This is a genomic window from Pseudomonas sp. Irchel 3H7 (genome assembly GCF_900187605.1).
GTDB lineage: Bacteria > Pseudomonadota > Gammaproteobacteria > Pseudomonadales > Pseudomonadaceae > Aquipseudomonas.
Genome location: NZ_FYEA01000001.1, coordinates 364,281 through 386,072 on the forward strand (window position 1 = coordinate 364,281; position 21,792 = coordinate 386,072).

Sequence of the window (21,792 nt, forward strand, 5' to 3'; positions counted from 1 at the left end):
TGAACGACATGAACCCAAAAGAAAATTACCTGCACGAGTTCTTCAGGATTTTCTTCGCCAACAAGCAACTGGTGAAGCGCATCTTCCTGATCTTTGCAGTGATCGCGCTGTTGCTGCCGCTGTTGCTCAAACAGAGCTTCGATATCACCGCACAGGTGATCGTGCAGTCGAAAAAACTGTCTCAGGGCGATGCGACCACCTCGCTGACCCAGGACAACGCCACCTTCATTCCGCCATCGCTGGCGGATATGGAAACCGAAAGCAATATCCTCCGTTCGCCGGCGCTGATCCGTCAGACCATCAGCGAACTGCGCGATCAGGGTCAGTACAACCCGCCGCCGGGGATGCTCAGCAAGCTGCTCGGCGAACCGTTCAAGAATTACGTCAGCACGCCGCTGCGCGAATACGTGATCAATCCGCTGCGTGATGCACTGGGCATGGAAACCGATCCGGTGCGCGACACGGCACTGGATGGCTTGACCCAGGAAGCCATCGACAATCTGAAGATCGAAACCCTGCCGGGTTCCAATGTGATCTCGATCGTCTACAGCTTCCCTGATCCTGCCCAGGGCACAACGTTCGTTGCCACGTTGCTGCGCAACTATCTGGTCGATCGTCAGGCGCTGCAATCGATCGAGCTGCCGCACTCGTTCTACGAGACCAAGAAGCATCAATATCAGGTGCGGCTCGACGGTCTGGAAGGCGCACGGCTGAGCCTGCTGGAAAGTGTCGGTTCGTCCGATCCGAAAGAGGAAATCACCTTTCGCCTCAACGCGATCAACACTGAAGAGCAGGCACTCAACCTGTATCGCGATCGCTTGCTGCAAAGCCAGCGCTGGCTCGATTACCTGAAAACCAGCCTGGCCGCCGCCAACACCAACAAGCTCAACGACTACACCTTCCCGTTCACCTTCACCACCACGGTGGACAACATCGCGTTCGAAGACCGTGAGATCCGGCAGATGGGCGAGGCACTGACCACTCAGGTCAGCCGCTATATGAATGACCTCGCGGTATTTCAACCCAGTAGCGAACCGATGTTGCTGACCCGCGAGCAAATTGCCCGCACCCGCCAGCAGTTCCTCAAAGTGGTCAACAACCGCATCCAGGAACGCAAGATCGACCTGTCGGTGGTCAGCCAGGTCATCGAGCAGAAAACTGCGCGCATTGCCGAATTCAAGAATCGCATCCATCAATTGCAGCAAACCCAAAGCAAGCTGCGCCAGATGGACACCGAGATCGGCGCATTGCACGCAGCGTTTTCAACCTATGCGCAACGCTTTGCCGAAAGCAGCACGACCCGCGCGCTGGACAACGACTTGTCCAACGCCCGTGTCTTGAGTCCACCGTACGAACCGACCGAGGCGGCGTTTCCCAAGCCGATGCTGATCATTCCGTTTGGTTTGCTCACCGGTCTGCTGCTGGCCATTGCCTTCGTCTATGTGCGTGAGTTCTTCGATCACCGCTTCAAACATCCGGCGCAAATCAGTCATGAACTGGGCCTGCCGGTGCTGTTGGTAATCAATGAAGAAACGTCGCAGCCTGGCAATCCGCACAAGAACTGGACCATGCCCAGCCTGGTTCACTGGGTGCGCAATTGAACGCGGCGTCCACCCCGTGCGTCGCCCTGCCGATCATTCATTTGCTCAGCAGCGGCGGCTTCTACGGAGCCGAGCGGATGTTGCTGGATCATTGCCTGGCGACGCCGGGGCAGCATCAGGTGCTGTTCCTCGACGCGCCAGCCGAGCTGATCGAGCGCTTTCGTCAGGCCGGGGTGGACGCCCGCGGCTGTGCCGGGCTCGGCGGACTACTGCGGCACTTGCATCAGCGCCGTAGTGACAAGCCCTTGCTCAACACGCACAACTTCAAAGGACAACTGTTTGGCTGGGTCGGCGCAACGCTGTTGCGCCTGCCGCTGGTCATCACCCAGCACGGTTTCACCCCGCGCAGTCGCAAACAGAAGTTCTACACCTGGCTGAGCCTGCAATTGTGCCGCACGGCCTCGGTGAAGCGGGTGATCTGTGTAGCGCAAAGCATCGCTGCGCTGCACCGTGAGGCCGGCGTCCGTGCAGAGAAGTTGCAGGTGATCCCCAACGGTTTGCCAGCGGCGTCAGCGGCGCCGCCGCTGGAACGACAACGCTGGCTGGTCGGTTACGTCGGTCGGTTGAGCAGCGAGAAAGGCCCGGATCTGTTTCTCGATGCGCTGATTGCGTTGTGTCACCAGCATCCGCAACTGGACGCGGTGATGCTCGGTGACGGTCCGGAACGTGAAGCCTTGCAGGCGCGTATCGACGCTGCCGGTTTACCACAGCGGATTCGCTTGCCGGGCTATCAGACGGCGATGCAAGGCTGGTGGCAGCAACTCGATGCGCTGGTGATCAGCTCGCGCACCGAGGGTACACCGATGATTCTGCTTGAAGCGATGCAGGCCGGTGTGCCCGTGGTGGCGTTCGCGGTCGGTGGCATTCCCGATGTCTTGCAGGACCGCCACAACGGCCTGCTCGCCGCACCGACCGATACCGCCGCCCTCGCCCGTCAACTCGACACGTTGCTGGCCGAACCGAAACTGGCCGCGCAACTGCGCGACAACGCCAGACGCACACAACAGGAACGCTACGACCTCAAGGCTTTGGCTGAACGCTGGTCGCAGCTGTACATCCACACGGCAGGGGAGGCACGCGCATGATTTTCCCGCTCTCGATCGTCAGCCTGCTGGCACTGGTCTGCATGGCTTTGCTGGTCAGTCCTTATCCGTATCTGGCGCCGGGGGCAGTGCTAGGGCTGCTGGGTTTCACGGTGCTGTACCGCAAACCGTCGTGGGGCCTGCTGGGTATTGCCGCGCTGGTGCCGTTTGAAGGGTTCTTTAAGGACAGCGCGTTATCGGGGAGCAAATTCATCGGTGCTTCGCTGGCACTGATCCTGGCGTTGCAACTGGCATTGCATCAGATTCCATCGCAGCGCCTGCGCAGCAATCTGTGGCGCTACCTGATCGGTTTCATGGCGCTGTACCTGCTGAGCCTGCTCGCCACCGACAACATGGGCATGTCACAGAGTCATCTGCGTGAACTGAGCGTGGGCCTGATTCTGTTCGTGATCACTTTGTTGATCGGCCGCGAGCTGAACCTCGATCTGTTCGCCCGGCTGGTCACGCTCAGCGTTAGCGCGACCTGCGCGATGGCGATGTTTTCCAGCAGATTCCAGGACAAGGGCCGCGCCGCCGGCCTGCTCGAAGACCCGAATGCCTTTGCGCTGCTGATCGCCTTCGCCGTGCCGCTGGGCCTGCTGCTGGTGATTCGCAGCCCGAACCTGCTGCAACGATTGTTCTGGGCGGGCTGCTGCCTGTTGCTGCTCGGCGGCATGACCAAAACGGAGTCGCGCTCAGGGCTGGTGGTACTGGCCTTGAGTCTGGCGATCGGGGTCTGGCATTACCGCCAGCACCTCAACCGTATCCGTCCGCGGCATTTCGGATTCGCCATGCTCGGCGCCGCCATCGTGCTGCCATTGGCGATTTATGCGATGCCTGCCGGTTATCTGGCGCGCATCCAGTCGCTGAGTATCTTGAGCGCCGGGGCCAAGGCTCAGGATGAATCCCTCGGCCGTCGCGCCTCTTACATTGTCGTCGGCAGCCAGATCATCCGCGAGCATCCGCTGCTCGGCTCGGGCCCCGGAACCTTCCCGTTGCACTATGCGACCACCGGTTATGCCAAGGCATTCTCGGCCAACCGCAAGATCGGCGATCTCTATCGCCGGGCGCATAACACTTATCTGGAGATCTTCAGCGAATTGGGGATTCCCGCCGGCCTGCTGTTTGTCGGCTTGCTCGTGCAGGGTTTCTACAACCTGATCCGCGCACGACGCGAATGGCTGCAACGGCGCGAATGGCAGCACGCGGACCTGATGACCCATCTGGGAATGAGCTTTCTGTCGTTGACGTTGTTTCTGATGTTTCTCAGCGCGCCGAACCTGAAATACCTGTGGATCATGCTTGCACTGACCTGGGTGCTGCGCCTGAAAGCCGAGCAAGCACCGCTGACGGAGGCCAGAGCATGAGCCGGATCAGCATCGTCATTCCGATGTACAACGAGGCACGGCACATCGGCCGCACCCTCCTGGCCGCTCGCAAGGCTGCGAACGCCGCCGACATCGACTGTGAACTGATCGTCGTCGACAACGGTTCCACTGATGACGGGCCACAGATCGCTCGCGCCTTCGGCGCACAGGTGCTGGTGCTGCCCGGCCTGCTGATCGGCGCCTTGCGCAATCGTGGCGCAACGGTTGCCAGCGGTGAATGGCTGGCGTTCATTGATGCCGATATCGAAATGCCCGAAGACTGGCTGAACGAATTGTTCGCTCTCGAAGCGCAGAATCAGGGCGACATCTTTGGCCTGGATCTGCACACCCCCGCCGCCGCGCCGTGGTACGCGACCGCCTGGCAACGGCGCATGTTGCGTCCATCAGCGCACGCCAGTCGCACCGTGGACTGGCTGCCCAGCGCCAACCTGTTGATGCGCAAACGCTGGTTTGACGTCGTCGGCGGATTCAACGAAACCCTGCGCACCGGCGAAGACAAGGAATACACCTTGCGTCTGAGCACACAGGGCGCACGGCTGCTGTCGACCAGTAACAGCATTGCCCTGCATTGGGGCTACGAAATGAACTGGCGCGAGTGGATGGGCAAGGAGCTGTGGCGCCAGGGCAGCCATCTGCAGTTGCTGCGCACCCATGGCATGAGCCTGCGCCTGCTGCGTTTTCCGCTGCTGTCGTTGCTGGTCTGGATGACGGATTTTCTACTGATCGTTGCCTTGCTCGCCGGCCTCGCGCAGCTCGCGGTGATCCTGCTGGTGCTGACCCTGCTGCCGAGTCTGATGCTCAGCGTGCGGCAGAGCATCAAGCACCACAATGCTCGCCTCACCTTGCAACTGTGGGGTCTGCACTGGTTACGCCTGCACCTGCCCAGCGCGGCACTTATTCTCAGTCTGTGTCATTGGAACGCCAGGAGGCCCGCCCGTGGCTGAATTCATTTTTTGCCTGTGCCTTGTGCTGCCGGCGTACGCCTACATCGGCTATCCGCTGCTGCTGACCTTGCTGGCGCCGCTGTTCCCGGCCTGGCGGCACGCGCCGGCACCGCCGCTGAACGTCAGCATCGTCATCGCCGCGCACAACGAGGCGCGACACATCGAGCACAAGTTGCGCACCCTGCTGGCCCAGGATTATCAGCCCGCAGCGCTGCAGATCATTCTCGCCAGCGACGGCTCGAGCGATGACACCGTGGCCTGCGCGCACAAAGTGATCGATCCGCGCATCACCGTCCTCGACCTGCCGCGCCAGGGCAAAGCCGCCACACTGAATGCCGGCGTCGCTGTGAGCAGCGGCGACATTCTGGTGTTCACCGACGCCGACAACCAATGGTCGCGCGACACCCTCGGCCATTTGCTCGCGCCGTTGAGCGATCCGCAGGTCGGTGCCTGCGCCGGGCACATGGTGATCCCGGTCACCGGTGGTGGCCTGAGTATTGGCGACAGCCTCTATCGGCATTACGAAGGCTGGTTGCGCCGGGTCGAGAATCGCACCGGCTGCATGGTCTCCGCCGACGGCGCCCTGCTCGCCTTGCGCCGCGAACTGTTCCAGAACGTACCGGCCGAGGTCAACGACGACTTCTTCATCAGTACCTGCGCGCCGGTCGCGCACAAACGCATCGTTTACGTACCCCAGGCGCAAGTGATCGACCAGGGCGTTGATGAAGCGGGCAAGCAATGGCGCCGCCGCCAGCGGGTCACGGTTGGTGGCCTGCAAAGCCTGGCGCAACGCAGCGCACTGCTGAACCCGTTCAAGTACGGCCTTTATTCCATTGCCTTGATCAGCCACAAACTGATCCGCCGTCTCGCGCCGATTCTCTTGCTGCCGCTGCTGCTGAGCAATTTCTGGCTGTGGAACGAGCACGGTTTCTATCGCCTGAGCCTGATTGCGCAATTGCTCGGCTACGCGGTTGCCATCGCCGGCCTGCTGGATTCGCAACACCGTTTACCCAAACCGTTCCGCCTCGCAGCATTCCTGCTGGTGACGCTGGCCGGCATGAGCGTCGGTCTGTGGCAATTCCTGCGCGGGCAACGCTACGCACAGTGGAATCCTGACCAGAATCGTTGAGAGGACTCATGCCATGGCGATCAAACAACTGCTGAAACGCACCAGCGGCTGGCTCTATCTCAACTCGTCAGTGGGGCGCAACCAGTTGCACGGTGCTGGGGTCATTTTGATGCTGCATCGGGTGCTGGCCAACGACCGTGCCGCCAACCTGCCGCACCGCAATGAATTGTGCGTCGGGCCCAAGGCCTTCGAGCATTTACTGCTGTGGCTGCGTCGGCATTTCGATTGCGTGCCGCTGATGGAAATCCTCCAGCCCAATTCGCTGCGCAGCGAGCGCCCACGGGTGGCGCTGACCTTTGATGACGGCTGGCGCGACAACGCCGTCAACGCCTTCCCGCTGCTGCAGAAACATCAGGTACCGGCGAGCATTTTCCTCTCCACCGATTTCATCGGCAGCCGTCAGCGTTTCTGGTGGGAAAGCCTTGGCGAAACCCTGTGGGGCAGCCACGGTGAAAAAGCGCGGATGCACTTGATCGAGTGCCTGCAGTTCATGCATCACCCATTGCCGGTACTGCTCGATGACATCGATGTCGACCGCCGCAGCCTGGCGCTGCTGCATTTCCTCCAAGGGTTGAAGACGCTTGACCCGCAGGAACTGGAAAAACTCACCGATGAGTGCCCAGCCGAATCACAGCCGCAAGCGCTGGACTGGCATCAAGTGCGCGCGCTGGAGGCTTCCGGTCTGGTGCGCTTTGGCCCGCACGGTGCCAGCCACGCCATCCTCACCGGCCTTGATGATCAGCGCCTGAACGAAGAAATCAGCCGCAGCCGCGATGCCTTGTACAACAGCTGCAACCGCCCACTGCCGGTGTATTGCTACCCCAACGGCGACAACGATGAACGCGTGCGCGAGCAGATCGCCAATCACGACTACCCGTTCGCCCTCGGCACCGGCACCGGCATTTATCGCGGCGAAGGCGACCCGCTGAACCTGCCGCGCTTCGGCGTCAGTCAGCGCATCGCCTGCAATCCGGCGTTGTTGTCGTGGCGCATTTATCGCGGGGCACGGTCATGAGTCGCGGTAGCTACCTCAAGCATCTGGCCCTGAGCATGGGCACCAAACTGGCAATGATTGCCTTGCGCCTGCTGCGCAATGTGTTGCTGGCGCGGATTCTCGGCCCGAGTGAACGCGGTTTGTTCGCCCTGCTCAGCACCCTGCCGGATCTGATCAGCGCGGCGACCAGCGGCGGCTTGAATTCGGCAGTCGGTTATCAAGCGGCCAATCAGCGGCCAATGGGCTTGTTGCTCGCTCAGGTGTTGGTGTTCGGCTGTGTTCTGGCCGGGCTGCTGACCTTGCTGGTGGTCGCGCTGGCCCGTGAGTTCGGCAGCGAACTCGATGTGACGATGCAGCTCGGTCTGCTGGCGTGGCTGTTGCTGCTGGCGGTGCCGTTGACCGTCCTTAAAAGCGGTTTGCTGACCTTGCACAACGCGTCGGGCGGCGTGGTCGCCTTCAATGTTCTGCGTCTGATCGAATCCCTCGCGCCGCTGCTATTGTTTGTTGCGCTGTTCTGGATGTGGAAAGAGGCCGCACTCGAAGCCGCGCTGATCAGTTGGCTGGCCGGCATCAGTCTGGTGGTGCTGGTCGGCTGGATGTGGCTCAAACGCGCACAACCGCTGCAACTGCAATGGGACCGTGCGAGCCAGAACGAGCTGCTGCGATTCAGTGCGCGCAGCCATCCGGATCTGCTGTTCCAACAGATCATTCTGCGCTCCGACTACTTGTTTATCGGCGCCCTGCTGGGCAGTACCGCGCTCGGCCACTACGCCATGGCCAGCGCCGCCGCCGAATTGTTGCTGATCGTTCCGGAGGCGGTCACCACACCGCTGATGAAGCGACTGCTGCAACAGGACAAAGGCATGGACAAGGTCACGCCGCTGGCCCTGCGCCTGACCGCCACGGTGATGCTCGGCGCCTGCCTGACGATGGCAGTGATCGGCGAATGGTTGATCGTCACGCTGTTCGGTGCGGCGTATCAACCGGCGTATCCAGCGCTGCTCGCGTTGCTGCCCGGCCTGCTGGGCCTGTGCTATGCGAGCATTCTGCGGCTGGATCTGATTGGCAAGGATCGCCCCGGCACGGTGTCGTTGCTGATGGGCATCGGCGCTCTGCTCAACCTGGCGCTGAATCTGCTGTTGATTCCTGCCTTCGGCATTGTCGGTGCAGCGGCGGCTTCATCAATCGCCTATCTGGCGGTGACGGTGGCGATGCTGGTGCTTTATTGCCGCTTGAGCAACGTGCCGTTCTGGCAAACCTTGATCATCCTGCCCAGCGACATCACCCCGATGTGGTTGATGCTGCAACGTCGGAAGACAGCATGAAACGCCTGGCCCTGCTGTTAGGACTCGGCCTGACGCTGAACGGTTTCGCGGCGCCGATGCAGTGGGGTGACCTGCGCGACGGCAGTCTGTACCTGCAAGCGGATCGCCCGGACACCGTAACAGTGCGATGGGTGCCGGCATGGCAGGCCGAGGCCAATGAAGAGCATATTTATCTACTCGACGGTCAGGGCAAGCTGCAGGGCGAACGGCTGATCAAAGCCAGCGAAACTCGCGGTTCGCAGAGCTGGCCGTTGCTGCCCGGCGCTGCCAGTTATCGCCTGGAGATTCCCGGCTACAGCTTCCGCAGTTATCGCGTCGAGCATGACGATAAAACAGTAGCGCTGTTCAGTCCGGCCAAAGTGCATTTCAGTGTCGAAACCGGCAATGGCGATGAGCTGTTTTTCCAAGTGGCACCGGGAGAACACGCGGTGCTGAACGGCAAATACCATGGCGGAGTCAACGCGCTGCAAGCCCAGCGCATAGACGATGGACAACAACTGTCGTTGGCCCTCAAGCCCTACCGCGCCTATTGGCAATTCGATCAAGTGGCCTTACCGGTCAGCGACCAGCCCCAGGTCTGGCGCTTGCGCCTGCAGGGCAGCGGCAAAGCGGCCTTCTGGCTCGACGGCACGGCCAATCTGTTTGCGCAAAATCCGCAGCAGCTCCAACCCTTGCGTGAAGAGCCGGGCCAGGTACGCCTGACCCTGCACGATAAGGTGCTCGGTCGCACCCCCGATCTGGGCATTGCCCTGCCCAATCTCATGCCGCCCGCGGCCAGTCATGCCGCACTGGATGCCTTGAAACCGAGTGCGGCGAGTTATTACAGCTACGTTGACGTCACTTCGAAAAATACCCGTTTCGCAGACCCGGTTCGTCAGCTCTATCAGACTCGCTTCGGCATCCGCCAGGACATCACACTGCTCGCTGGCACCGGGCGTCGGGCCGATCTGCGTGCCGACGTGCAAAGCAACAACGGCCTGGAGGCATGGCTCGCCGGCACTCGTGCCCTGGAGGGTCAAGGCACGCATTACATCGGCTTCGCCGACGAGCCGAACCTGAACTATTCAAGCTACGAAGATTATCGGGCGATTTTTGTCAGCATGGCCCGCCAAGTGCGCAGCGATCCGGCCAATGCCAAGGCCGGCGTGCGCATCGCCATGCCCGCCAGCTCCCGTTTTGTCAACGGGCCGTTCGCCCGCAACGCAGCGGACAAGCGCGGCATCGATTGGGCGCGGCGTCTACTCAGTGAATCCGCCGATCAGGTCGATGCATTGGCCTGGCATGAATGGATGATCCGCGACCTGCTGGCGACCCGGGTCTACCGCGACAGCGTACGCCGCGCAGCAGACCTGGTGGGGCTGGACGCTAACGGTCAGCCACGCAAAGCGTTGCTGCTGGATCAGACCAATCTGTCCAGTGGCTCAGCCCTGAGCCCCTACGATCAGGAAACCCATTACACCGCGCTGTGGTGGGCCTCGGTGGTCATCAACGCCTCTCAGGATGGCCTGCTGAGCATGCTCAACTGGTTTCAGGCCGCCGACGAACCGCCCTACGGCAAAGGCATGGTGCGCATACATGACGATGGTCGCTTCGAGCTGAAACCGGTGGGCCTTGCCCAACAATTCATCGCCCGGCATTGGCTGCCGCAAGTGCTGCAACTGGATAACGACGCTTTTGAGGTGGATGTCCTGGCGATGGCCGGCGACAAGCAGCGCGCCCTGCTCGGGGTGAACAAAGGCACGCGCCTGCAACGGGTTGATCTGAGCGGTGCCCGGTGCCCGCTGAACCAAAGCGCCCTGCGTTTCTTCGGCGCTGACAATCGTAGCAGCGACGCATCGTTTTCCTGTGAAAACGGGCGGGTGCGTTTCGAATTGCCGGGGCAAACCCTGTTTGCCCTGAACTGGAGCGCTTCATGAACTGCCCTTCGATGTTCTGCCCCGCGAGCCTCTTGCTGTGCGTGGGATCCTCAACAGGAGAAGAGACCATGGATGTTTTGCGAAGACTCAGCGGACATATCCGTCGTAAAGGCCTGCGAGCGACTTTGGCGAAGATCCGCAGAATGTACATTTTTGCCCATCAGGAACTGCTGTGGATGGAGCGCGATCTGGTCAGCCCCGTGCCGCCGCACAGCCTCAAACCCTACCCGCCACTGCGCATGCTGAAGATCACCGTAAACAACGTCAGCGCCTTTGCCCGCTACTTCGGCAACCGCGTCGGTGTCATGGCCGATTTGGCCAGTGACGGTCACACGGGGCATATGCATGTCGACGACAAAGGCGATGCCGTGGCGTTTATCTGGGGCACGCCGCGCGACTATTTCGATCGGCATTACTACCGCTGCCGGTTTCCGGTTAAACCCGGCGAGTTTTTCGAGTTCGGCGGCGAACTGACCCGTGCCTACTGGGGCACCGAATTGTCGGTAGATCTGCAACTGCGTCTGTGGAAAGCCATGGCCGCCCAAGGCTGCCGCAAAGTGGTCGATGTCTGCGACTCGAGCAACGTCCCGGCGCTCAAGCTGCACCTGCGCATGGGCTATACCGAACAACAGCGGATCATGAATATCTACACGCTGTTCGGCCGCTGGCGCTTCTATCGCGAAACCCGCTACAGCGGCTCGCGTCTGGCGGCGCTGGGTAAAACTTCCCGTCCACCTGTCAAAGCAACGGCGGTCTGAACCCATGGTGATGCGATTCGAATGGCGCACCTCTCTATGCGCTGCCGACTTCCCGGCAACAGCCTTCGAGGCACTGCGCCTGCGCGTGGCCGATCACACGCCGTTCAACAACCTTGGCTGGTTGTGCGCAGCAGAGCAGGCCCTGGACGAGGATCAGCGCCTGCACATTCTGCTCGGCTGGGAAGCCGAGCAATTGCTGCTGTGCCTGCCACTGGTGGCCAGCCGCGAACGCTTCACTGGCGTACCGTTTCGCGTTTTGCATCACTTGGGTTATCCAATGGCCGATCGCCTGGCCCTGCTGTCGTTGCTCGGCAGCGAAGACATGCACAAGGCGCTGGTGCTGATCCGTAAGCATCTGCCCCACGCGCTGCTGCAACTCAATGAACTGTCGGAACCTGCCGGTGAAGAAAGTGCGCTCACCGAATGGATGGCGCGCAGTTCCACGGCTGAACGACGCCTGAGTTGCCGAGTGCCAGTGCATCTGATCAGCGACGCCGATCATCAGGAGATCTCCGGCGACCCGCGCTACAAGCTGCGTCGGGCGCGCAAACGGATTGCCGCATGCGGTGCGCAAGTGCGACGAATCACCCCCGATGCGCTGTCGATGCCTACGATTTTAGAAGCGCTGCAGGAAGTCGAGTCGGTCAGTTGGAAAGGCGATGAAGGCGTGGGGATTTTCGCCACCGAACGCAGTCGTCAGTGGATGCAAAGCGCTTTCACCGCCCTCGCCGCTCAAGGACTGGTGCGGGTCGTGACGCTGGAGCTGAACGGCCGCTGCATCAGCTATCGCCTCGGCCTGCTCGAACAGGGCCGCCTCTACGATTACAACCTGGCGTTTTTGCCGCAGTACGCCGACCTCGGTAGCGGGCGGGTGTTGCTGGAGGAATGGATTCGTTGGGGGCTGGAAGAGCACTGGCGCTGGATCGATGCGTCGCGGGTCAGCCTGGAAAACTCCAGCCATCAACTGCACGAACGCATGACCGGGCAACTGGAACACTGGCGCTGGAGTTTCTACTCGTGGCGCCCGAGCGGTCTGCTGCTGGGCCTGGGGCTACGCCTTTGGCACCACGTCAAACCGGCCCTGCAAAAATGGCGCGCACAGCGTGCCGGCAACTCGACGGCGGCGAACACATCCGAAATTCAACCGGCAACACCATCCAACACACCTGGGCTAGCGCCTCGGAGGGCATCATGAGCGTCATCGAAAATCTGCTTCTGCGCATCAAACAAAAAGGCCTGCGCCGCACCCTTGGCGCGCTGTGGAAACGTTACGTGTTCGCTCATCGTGAACTGCTGTGGATGGAGCGCGACCTGGTCACGCCGATTGCCCCGAACAAACTGCGCCCCTGCGAAGGTTTGCGCAGAGTCGACATCACCGAGGACAACGCCAAGGCATTCGGCAAGTACTTTGGTGACCGCGTGGAGACCATGGCCGAATTGGCCGCTGAAGGACATACCGGGCATATGTACCTGGACCAGGACGGTCACACCGTCGGGTTCGTCTGGGCCAGCACTCAAGACTATTACGACCGCCACTTCTACCGCTGCACGTTCCCGGTCAAGCCCGGTGAATACTTTCAGTTCGGTGCCGAAATTACCCGGCACTATTTCGGCAGTAGCTTGACCGTCGATGCACAGACCGCACTTTGGCAAGTCATGTCTGCCCGAGGCTTCAAAAAAGTCGTGGATATCTGCGACAACGCCAATGTACAGGCGCTGAAGATGCATATTCGCCTGGGCTATCAGGAACAAGGGCATATCACCCATGTTTACGACCTGTTCGGGCACTGGCGTTTCTTCCGCGAATCGAACTACAGCAACTCGAGACTGGAGGCGCTGCGCAAGCCGGAAAGACCGGTAGTGACGGCGGCGGCGCAGGCTTGATTCAGTCTGGATATTTGTGGCGGCTTTGATGCCGCCATCGCGAGCAGGCTCACTCCTACAGGGGTATGCATTTCAAATGTAGGAGTGAGCCTGCTCGCGATGAGGCCGGTTGCCGCACCGATCAATCACGCCTTGGTGGCGACGAGGGTAAAGCACATCGGCATCTGCGCCTCTTGATTCAAATACCGGTCATAAACCTCTTCCCGGTTCGAATGCGCATACTCCTTGAAGTGCGCAATATTCAGCCCCGCCGCAATGGCAGCGCTGAAGATGGCGCCAAGGTTATGCACAAACCAATACGACTTCGCCGACTGCTGCTCAACCTTGCCGCCATAGACAATTGGCTCTTCCTGGACAAACGGCTCGGCGCGAAAGTACGAACTGGCGAGGCGATACGGATCTTCCGCCTCCGGATCGACCATTTCCAGAAACGGATGGGTTTCATAGATCACCAGTTGGCCACCCGGTTTCAGCGTTGAAGCGACATGGCGGAAGAACTCGCCGATGTCCGGCATCCAGTTCAAAACACCAATGGTGATCAGCGCCACATCGAAGCGGTTCTGCAACGACGTCGGCAGATGATGGATATCGCTTTCGATGAACTCGGCGTTGTGCGGTGAACGCTTGTTCAGCTCGCGGGCCTGTTCAAGAAACGCCGCCGATTGATCGACACCGACCACGCTTCTGGCACCCAGCGCAAACAGCGAGAGACTCTCGCGGCCGTTGTTGCAGCCCAGTTGAATCACCTCTTTGCCATCGACCGCCAGCAACCCGCTCAAGGTCTCATCAACGCAAGAGAAATCCGCCTGCGCGACCTCGCCGAGCAAAGCCTGCCAGCCAGGCGAATCCTGGTGATGGCGAGCGGAATCGTTCCACGCCTGTCGATTGCTCTCGATGGCGGTTTTATTGTTGGGCACTTCCATGGCGCACTCCGGACGATGCTGGTGATTGAGCGGATCCGAGTCTAGATCAGCTCTTCAATTGCGGTTGTTGCAAACTTGTAAGCCAATTCGTGTAGGAGTTGCCGCAGGCTGCGATCTTTTGATCTTGTTTTTAAAGGTCAAGATCAAAAGATCGCAGCCTGCGGCAGCTCCTACAGGGATCCGATGTGGATCGAGCGTTGGGGGCGTGGGCAGCTATAGTTAATAGCCTTGGGGAAAACCGCACTCGCAGGTGCCGCCATGCATATGCTCGATCGGCTGTTGTTGACCGGCTGTCTGCTCGCTGCCACTCAGGCGCAAGCGCTGGACAGCAATTTCAATTATTACGGGCCCAACCAGCCCTTCGCCCACCCTGCTCCGTATTCGCTGGGTTCCACGCCGCCCAAGCCTTACGACGATACGGCGCCGCAGGATTTTGTGGTGCTTCCGGGTGACCATGAATTCTACGATTCACAACTGCCGACGGTGGCGGATGCGACGGTGCGGGTGTTTATCCGCACCTACGATGCCGAGCGTGGGATTTATGTGAATGACGAGGTGCTGGATCCGAGTTGTGTGCTGGAGTGTTTGAGTCGGCAGCAGCATTGATCCGGGTTGCCCACAACATCTGCTGCCCCATCGATCCCCTGTAGGAGTGAGCCTGCTCGCGATTACGGTGTGTCAGTCGACCTGTTTATTGGCTGACACACCGCTATCGCGAGCAGGCTCACTCCTACAGGGGATTTGCGGTGGGGTTACCACTGCCGTTTATCGGGCCGGGCGAGGCCGAGTTTTTCGATGCGGTAGCGCAGCATGTCGCGGCTCAGGCCCAGCAGGCGCGCGGACTTGGTGACGTTCCAGTCGGTCTTGTCGAGCATCTTGCGCACCATGTCGCGTTCGACTTCCGGCAGGTTCATCGACTCCATATTGCTCGCCGGACGCGGTTCATAGTGCGGCACAGCCTCGTAATGTTGATGCTGATGCTGCGGCGGCAGCTCGTCGCACAGACTCATGCACACATTCAGTTGATGCGCGGCGATCGTGTCGCTTGGCGCCAGCAGCACGGTCTGCTCAAGCATATTGCGCAACTCGCGCACATTGCCCGGCCAGGTGTAACTGAGCAGCAACTCCTCAGCCTGCTGACTGAAATGCAGATTCGGTTTGCCGTATCGTTTGCCATGACTGGCAAGGAAGTGCCGGGCCAGTAGCAGAATATCGTCGCCCCGCGCGTACAGGCGCGGCACCTTGATCGAAATGATCCGCAAGCGGAAAAACAGATCGCGGCGGAATTTGCCCTGCTGCACCATCTGCTCCAGGTTGCAATTGGTCGCGCTGATCACCCGCAGATTGACCTTGCGCTCCTTCACCGAACCGACCCGGCGAATGGTGCGGTCCTCCAGCAACTTCAGAATCTTTGCCTGCAACAGCAGATCCATCTCGCCGATCTCATCGAGAAACAGCGTGCCGCCATCCGCTGCTTCCACTAACCCGACCCGGCGATCCTTGGCATCGGTGAACGCACCCTTCTCATGGCCGAACAACTCCGACTCGACCAGATTCGACGGGATCGACGCACAGTTGAATTCAATGAACGGACCTTTGCTGCGCGGGCCGTCGAAGTGCAACGCCCGGGCCACCAACTCTTTGCCGGTGCCGGTCTCGCCTTCCACCAAAACCGGGGGCAGATCGGTGTTGGCCATGCGTCGCTCGGCATCGAGCAACTGGCCGATAGTGTTCTTCAAATACTGCATCGGCGCCGAGTCGCCGATCAGCGCCTGCACCCCGGATTTCTGCGCCTCGCGTTCCTGATAGAACGACAGCGTGCGCTCCATCCTTTCGGTGGCCAGGGCCTTGTCGAGCAGCAGTTTGAGCTCCGTCAGCGCGACCGGTTTGGTGACGTAATGAAAGGCGCCCTCCTTCATCGCCACCACGGCATCTTCAACGTTGCCGTAACCGGTCATCATGATCACTTTGAGATCCGGCGCGCTGATGCGCAGCTTCTGGATCAGCTCGTGACCACTCATGCCCGGCAGCGAGTTGTCGGTCAGCACAATGTCGGGCATGAAGGTTTCCAGTTGCCCTAACGCGTCTTCGGCCGAATGGCAGACCGTCACCTCGAAGTCTTTGCGCTCCAGGTAGGTCTGAATATTTTCGGCCAACAGTTCGTCATCCTCGACCAGCAGAATGCTGTGTTCCATATTCCCCTCCCGATGCCACTTTGAAGTTGAGACTGACGCGGGTTCCCTCCTGCTCTTTGCTGGTCAAAACGACCGAGCCCTGAAAACGCTCCATGATTCTTTTGACCAACGCCAGGCCAACCCCGAGGCCGCCCTGCTTGGTGGTAAAAAACGGTTTGAACACCAACAGTTGCTGCTGCGCGCTCATGCCCTTACCGGTGTCGCTCACGGTCAGACGCACGCTGTCGGGCTGCGGCGATTCTAACTCGACGGTGAGCACACCGCCCTTGGGCATGGCTTCGAGGGCGTTGGCAAACAGGCTATTGAGTATTTGCGTCAGCAGCACCTTGTGACTGACGACCGGCGCGCAATTCTGCGGCGTGAAGCGCACTTCGACGTTGCAGCGTTTGATCAATGCTTCGAAGGCGCCAACGGTGTCTTCGACCGCCATGACCAGATCCACCGCCTCGCCGTCGTCATTCATCGGCCGCAGCGACACCAGCAACTCGCGCACCCAGCGTGACATGCGATCAACCTGGCTGATGATGTCGCCAATGTTGCGTTGCGCACCGGGACTGGCGACTTCCTGGGCCAGTTCGGCGCTGGAGCGAATGGTCGCCAATGGATTGCGCAGGCTGTGCGCCACCGCCGAGGACATCTCGCCGAGGGCAACAAAGGTTTCGTTGCTGATCAACTGTTGCTGCTGGCTCTGCAGCAGTTTCGCCGCGCGGCGGACGATCCAGAACAACGCCAGAAATATCGCCGCGCCTCCAAAACAGGTCGCCGCCCAGATCGAGGCGAAACCACGGTCGATGCGATCAACCAGATCCGCCGGCTCCTTGTAGACCTCAACCATGGCGACGACTTTGCTTTTGTCGGCGTTGAACATCGGGATGTAGTTCTCGATGAACAGGTATTTCGGTTCGCGCAACATTTGCTGCTCGGGTTTCTCATCGTCGATCTTGTGGTAGCTGGAAGACACCGGCACTTTCATCTCGAATGATTCGTCGAGCTCATCGTCATCCTTGATGTGCACACCGATAAGCTCAGCGTTGGTCGACCAGATCACCGTGCGATCCAGCGCATAAACGGTCGCGAGCAAAATATCCGGCAAGTGTTCGACGTGATCGAGAAACTCGGTGCGTGCCGAAACCTGTAGCGCCGGGTCAACATCGGGGTACTGGTTGTCTTGGCGCGGGTCGAGCATTTCGCCCATCGTCCGGTTCGGATTGATTTTGGCGTGACGCATTTCCGCCGCGCCAATGGCCTCAACGAATTGCGCGGTCAGCAGCGCATCGCGCTCGACACTTTCGGTGACCACGAAGCGTGTGGAGATATAACCCAGCCCCAACGCCACGGCGGCGATGATGAAAAAACTCGCGAGCGAGAACCAGCGCAGCAAATTGAACTGCTCGCGCCAGCCCTTGCATGCGACCGATGCGTTCGGTGCAGAGGTTTTTTGTGCTTCCAGTCGCTGCATGGGAGTGGCCCTGGAGTTTTATATCGCGCTGCTTACAGCCATCAGTGTAGGTGGCTCTGACCGCGACACACGGTTCAATGATGCTATTTCGCCGCTACCGCATCTGACTCACCGTCGCGGCTGGATCGCCCGGTTTTACTGGCGTCAAAGCACCGTCGGTCATGGCCGCAGTGGACGGTTGCTGACGCTCTGTTTCATCGCTGAGAAAGTCGATGATCGACTGCGCGGATTGCTCATCGAGGCGCAGATTGGGCATCGGGATTCGCTCGAATTGTTCGTAGAGTTGCAGGGCAATCGGGTCTTTTTCCGCGAGCAAGCGATCCGGTTCGCGGATCCAGCGATTCAACCACTCGGGATCGCGGTGGCGGGTTACGCCGATCAGGTCAGGGCCGATGCTGCGCATGCCAAGGCCCTGGCCATCCTGCGGGCCGAGGCTGTGACACGAGGCGCAACGGGTGCGGAACAATTCTTCGCCATTGCTCGGCGGGCGAATGTCCGGAGCGTTGGCGTAACTTTCCTCGATGCTCGGCTGTTTCCAGTTCTGCAGGGTGTTGGCCAGTTGATCGGCGAGGATCCACGGGTTTTCGAACGGTGAGGCTTTCATCCAGCGCCCGGTACTCTGGTTGCCGACGATCAGGCTGAGGTTGTGATCCTTGCTGCGACCGTTGTCGACGCCTTCGATGAACAACCCGAGTTTTTTGCGCAGGTCGGTGACCTCTTCGAACTCGCCGGTGAGAAACTTCCAGCCGGGGCCGACCTTGAAGCGTTGCGAATAAGCCTTGAGCACTTCGGGCGTGTCGCTGAGCGGGTCGATGCTGATCGAGTAAAAGAAAATGTCTTGCCCGACCCGATCCCCCAGCAGTTTCTGCACCTGGCGCAAGCGCGCGGTTTCCAGTGGGCAGGAATCGCTGCACGAAGTGAAGATGAAGTTGATCACCACCACTTTGTCTTTGATCAGGTCATCGAAGAAATGCACCTGCTGACCGTCCTGATCGGTCAGCAAGGTGTTGGGGAAGTAGTTGCCACCCCACGGGGTGGCGGATTCACTGGCCGCTGACGGCTCGCTGACACTGGCCTGATGTGCCGGCAGCACGCGGCTGCCGAGCACACAGGCGACCAGTAGCAACACCAGATGCATGCCCAGCGCCCGGGAGCGCGGGGTATGCACAGGTTGGCTATCAACGTGGCGGCGGTTCATGGCTTGACCACCACTTGTGGGCCCATACCGTCGCCGCTGCGGAAAGTTGGCAGCGCGGCGGAGTTGACGTAGCGCACACCGTCCCAGCTTGGCAGTGGGGTTGGCATCAACTGCAGTTGCCCGGGTTTCTCCAGGTCCCAACGCAGCAGCATCGAGTTGTCCTCATGCTGAGTGTTGTGACAGTGCTCCATGTAGGTCCCGGCAAACTCGCGGAAGTTGATCGCCATTTCCACACTGTCCAGACCATCGGCTTCGGAGCCGATCCGGTAGACATCCTTGCGTGCCCATTTTTCCCACTCTGGCGGTGCCTTGCCGCCGCGACTGAGGATGATCCCCTCTTCGAAGTGCACGTGTACCGGATGGCTCCAGCCCTTGCCGCCGGCCTTGATGTTCCACACTTCGAGGGTGCCGAACCCGGTGACACCGGCATCGGTCGGGCCGCTGGACAGCTGAGTCGAAGCATTCAAGCGACGCGGGTCCATGTGGAAGCCGAAGCCGCCATCGGTCTTGACCGTCCACGGCGCCTCATCGGTGCCGTCGGAGCGGCCGAAGGTGAAAGTGCGGTGGCGGGCCTTGGCCAGCACGACTTTATCGGCGGCGTTGTCGCGATGGAGTTTCAGCGGGATCATCACCAGCCCTTCAGCCTTGCCCGGTTTGGCCGGCTCGTACGCCGCTGGGTTCATCGCCAGATCCTGACCGGTGTAGGCCTTGACGTTGAGCTGCAAGACCTTGCCCACCGCCGGATCTCCCCGGTCCCACTGCGGGCCATTGCTGGTCTGCTTGATCACTGGCAGGTATTTCTCCGAAAGTACGTCAGCCAGCGGAATCATTTCTTTCGGGCCTTTGCCGTCGTCCTGCGCCTGCAGGTTGAGGAAGAACAGCTTGTCACCGGGCTTGATACCGTTTTTCGAGAAATTGACGATGATGTCGAAGCGCTCGGCGATGCCCTGCGTCGGCAGGATCGCGTTGTGGTTCTGTTTATCGCCATCGGCGTCGAGGTCCATCGAACCGTCGAACGGCACGCTGTGTTCCATGATGTTGCCGTCGTTGGCGATCATGTGGAACGGCACGCGGCTGTACGTCACACCCGAGTTTTTCGGCCCCTGAAACTCGCCGCCACTGCCTTTGATTTCCCGCACCAAGGCCAGTTTGAAGTAGCGCGACACCGAGCCGTTGAGAATGCGGAAGCGATAACTGCGCGCACGCACGTCAAGGGTCGGTTTCCACTGCCAGTTGACCAGCACCTGATCGCCGATGAAGCCATCGGTGTTGAAGGGGTTGAACCACAATTGGCCTTGTTGATCCCAGGCCTTGTCGGCGAGCACCAGATTGACGTCATAGTCGCGGTTGCCCCACGGCAAAGCGCTGCCGCTGGGCAGACGCAGGTTGACGCCGTCGTTCACCGACTCGTTGCCGCGATCCAGCGCGCTGTAGTAGTTCATCATCGCCGCGTTGCCCTTGTAGACGTTCTGCGCGGTGAAATCGAGCATGTGATCGTGGAACCAGTGGGTGCTCATGGTTTCGCGCCAGTCGCCACGGATCTTGATGGTGCCGTTGTCACAGGTTTTCTTCGCCGGTGCGAGGTCGTTGACCCACAGGGTTTCGCCGGGGGCGCAGGGGAACGCTGCGCGCGGGTCTTCAGCCTTGGTGTTGATGCTGTCGTAACCGGCGAGCTGGATCGGCCAGCGATAGTCGTAGAACTGCCCCGGAAAGAAGAACGCGTTGGCATAGCCGTCGCTTTCCGCTGGCGCGTGACCGTTGTGCTCGTGGGTGCTGATGGTGTGCAGGCCAAAACCACGGTTGGCCGACGGATCGATCGGCAAGCCGTTGTAGTGGCGCATCATCACCGGTTGGCCGTAGCGCACCATCAACAGTTTCGGCGGCAACGTGCCGTCGAAGGTCCACACCGAGTTGTGGTTTTGCGCCGGCATCGCCGGGTGGAAACGCGGGTCGACGCCCTTCGAGGTGCCGTCGGTCAGCGGTACACCGGCGACGTTGTGGTACAGACCGCCGGGGCCGAATTCGCCCACCGCGTAATGGTGCATTTGCACGCTGTCACGCAGGCCACCGTTGAGGCGCGCGCCGGTCTGTACGGTTTTGTAAGCGACTTGCGGGTAGAACTCGTTCCAGCGCTGGTGCGCCCAGCCTTTTCCGGGTGGCCGACCTTCGGCGGACGAGCCGATGTGGCGGTTGAGGAACACTTCGATCTGCGCCTGCCACGGGTTACGGTCGACGACATTGGCGAACTGGCTGGGGAATGGCGTCAGCCCCGGTTGACGCAGGAACGCGTCGAGGGCGCTGCCGGGTGGCGCGCTGCGGGCGACGTTGTTCGGGTCCTGAGCCGGTGCCGGGCCAATCGCGGCCGGCGGAAATGGCAACGGCGCGGCCGGGGTGGTCGGGTCGAGCTTTTCCGGGCCAAACTCTTCGAACAGGGTCAACTGCTGGGTGAACGGTTGCGCGCCATAGAGCGGGCTCGGCTTGCCGTTGGTGGGGTAGTTGAAACTCGTCTGCACCGTCGGCGGCAGAATGTTTTCCGTGCGGGTAGAGTCGCGGCTGCCTTTGACGCCGTCGGGCAAGTCGAAGGAATCTTCGTTGGCCTCAGGCAGGGTCAGGATGTTATTGAGCGCGCCGGCGCGGTCGGCCGGTTCGTCGTAGTACGCCGAGGGATCGGAGACTTCTGGCTGTCGCTCGTCATCAATGGGACTGGCGCGAACGCCGGCCATGCTGCCGAGGGTCAACATCAGAAAGACGCTCAGAGGCGTCAGCAGGAAAGTGTTGCTTGGGTCACGCGTTGCTCTGTCCATCACCAGCCGCCTCATCAAGGAAGGGGTGATGGTGTTTTGCAACTACTGCGCCAAGAAATTATTTCTAGTTGTAACAGGGACTTGGAAAGTCTGTGGGTTCCCCCACTCCCCGGTGACCGGGGCTTGACACCCACTGATGGGGGAAGTTCATAAATCTTTTGAGGTAATGCAAACCTCATGTAGGAGCTGCCG

At 60.4% G+C, this 21,792-nt stretch carries 17 protein-coding genes; 12 read left to right on the forward strand and 5 right to left on the reverse strand.

From position 1 onward, the window contains the following. Positions 1-8: 8 nt before the first annotated feature. From CKW38_RS01675 to CKW38_RS01725, 11 genes are all read left to right on the forward strand, one after another. Positions 9-1,601, forward strand: coding sequence for a Wzz/FepE/Etk N-terminal domain-containing protein (locus CKW38_RS01675; RefSeq protein WP_095111618.1), 1,593 nt, complete (start codon positions 9-11; stop codon positions 1,599-1,601). Beyond that, entirely contained in the window at positions 1,598-2,686 is a 1,089-nt protein-coding gene (locus tag CKW38_RS01680; RefSeq protein ID WP_095111619.1) for a glycosyltransferase family 4 protein, read from the forward strand. Before CKW38_RS01675 ends, CKW38_RS01680 begins: the two co-directional genes overlap by 4 nt. Continuing rightward, positions 2,683-4,050, forward strand: coding sequence for an O-antigen ligase (locus tag CKW38_RS01685; protein WP_007919446.1), 1,368 nt, complete (start codon positions 2,683-2,685; stop codon positions 4,048-4,050). The genes CKW38_RS01680 and CKW38_RS01685 overlap by 4 nt, the downstream gene beginning before the upstream one ends. After that, a complete protein-coding gene (locus CKW38_RS01690) occupies positions 4,047-5,015 on the forward strand; it encodes a glycosyltransferase (RefSeq protein WP_095111620.1) in 969 nt (322 codons plus the stop codon). The genes CKW38_RS01685 and CKW38_RS01690 overlap by 4 nt, the downstream gene beginning before the upstream one ends. Next, the gene (locus tag CKW38_RS01695; protein WP_007919437.1) at positions 5,008-6,144 is read left to right on the forward strand and encodes a glycosyltransferase; all 1,137 of its coding nucleotides are present in this window, start codon (positions 5,008-5,010) and stop codon (positions 6,142-6,144) included. The genes CKW38_RS01690 and CKW38_RS01695 overlap by 8 nt, the downstream gene beginning before the upstream one ends. A 13-nt stretch (positions 6,145-6,157) precedes the next feature. Then, the gene (locus CKW38_RS01700; protein WP_007919436.1) at positions 6,158-7,159 is read left to right on the forward strand and encodes a polysaccharide deacetylase family protein; all 1,002 of its coding nucleotides are present in this window, start codon (positions 6,158-6,160) and stop codon (positions 7,157-7,159) included. Continuing rightward, on the forward strand, positions 7,156-8,463 hold the full coding sequence (locus CKW38_RS01705) for an oligosaccharide flippase family protein (RefSeq protein WP_007919435.1): 1,308 nt from the start codon (positions 7,156-7,158) through the stop codon (positions 8,461-8,463). Before CKW38_RS01700 ends, CKW38_RS01705 begins: the two co-directional genes overlap by 4 nt. Next, positions 8,460-10,379 carry a hypothetical protein gene (locus CKW38_RS01710; RefSeq protein WP_095111621.1) on the forward strand — a complete coding sequence of 640 codons (1,920 nt, stop codon included), beginning with the start codon at positions 8,460-8,462 and terminating at the stop codon, positions 10,377-10,379. Before CKW38_RS01705 ends, CKW38_RS01710 begins: the two co-directional genes overlap by 4 nt. A 68-nt stretch (positions 10,380-10,447) precedes the next feature. Continuing rightward, positions 10,448-11,137, forward strand: a complete 690-nt coding sequence (locus CKW38_RS01715; protein ID WP_095111622.1) for a GNAT family N-acetyltransferase — start codon at positions 10,448-10,450, stop codon at positions 11,135-11,137. A 4-nt stretch (positions 11,138-11,141) separates the two neighbouring features. Beyond that, the gene (locus CKW38_RS01720; RefSeq protein ID WP_095111623.1) at positions 11,142-12,332 is read left to right on the forward strand and encodes a GNAT family N-acetyltransferase; all 1,191 of its coding nucleotides are present in this window, start codon (positions 11,142-11,144) and stop codon (positions 12,330-12,332) included. After that, complete coding sequence (locus tag CKW38_RS01725) at positions 12,329-13,021, forward strand: hypothetical protein (protein ID WP_007919427.1); 693 nt, start codon at positions 12,329-12,331, stop codon at positions 13,019-13,021. Before CKW38_RS01720 ends, CKW38_RS01725 begins: the two co-directional genes overlap by 4 nt. Before the next feature lie 125 nt (positions 13,022-13,146). Here the strand turns inward: CKW38_RS01725 and CKW38_RS01730 are convergent, their stop codons facing one another. After that, positions 13,147-13,944, reverse strand: a complete 798-nt coding sequence (locus CKW38_RS01730; RefSeq protein WP_095111624.1) for a class I SAM-dependent methyltransferase — start codon at positions 13,942-13,944, stop codon at positions 13,147-13,149. A gap of 258 nt (positions 13,945-14,202) precedes the next feature. On the opposite strand from CKW38_RS01730, the gene CKW38_RS01735 reads away from it, so the two are divergent. Next, complete coding sequence (locus tag CKW38_RS01735) at positions 14,203-14,550, forward strand: hypothetical protein (RefSeq protein ID WP_095111625.1); 348 nt, start codon at positions 14,203-14,205, stop codon at positions 14,548-14,550. A 146-nt stretch (positions 14,551-14,696) separates the two neighbouring features. Here CKW38_RS01735 and CKW38_RS01740 read toward each other — a convergent pair whose 3' ends face one another. The 4 genes from CKW38_RS01740 to CKW38_RS01755 form a co-directional block, all read right to left on the reverse strand. After that, positions 14,697-16,139 carry a sigma-54 dependent transcriptional regulator gene (locus CKW38_RS01740; RefSeq protein WP_095111626.1) on the reverse strand — a complete coding sequence of 481 codons (1,443 nt, stop codon included), beginning with the start codon at positions 16,137-16,139 and terminating at the stop codon, positions 14,697-14,699. After that, positions 16,108-17,598, reverse strand: coding sequence for a HAMP domain-containing sensor histidine kinase (locus CKW38_RS01745; protein WP_095111627.1), 1,491 nt, complete (start codon positions 17,596-17,598; stop codon positions 16,108-16,110). Before CKW38_RS01745 ends, CKW38_RS01740 begins: the two co-directional genes overlap by 32 nt. Before the next feature lie 94 nt (positions 17,599-17,692). Beyond that, positions 17,693-18,796, reverse strand: coding sequence for an SCO family protein (locus tag CKW38_RS01750; RefSeq protein ID WP_095111628.1), 1,104 nt, complete (start codon positions 18,794-18,796; stop codon positions 17,693-17,695). Then, on the reverse strand, positions 18,793-21,600 hold the full coding sequence (locus CKW38_RS01755; protein WP_095111629.1) for a multicopper oxidase domain-containing protein: 2,808 nt from the start codon (positions 21,598-21,600) through the stop codon (positions 18,793-18,795). Before CKW38_RS01755 ends, CKW38_RS01750 begins: the two co-directional genes overlap by 4 nt. Between the last annotated feature and the right edge of the window lie 192 nt (positions 21,601-21,792).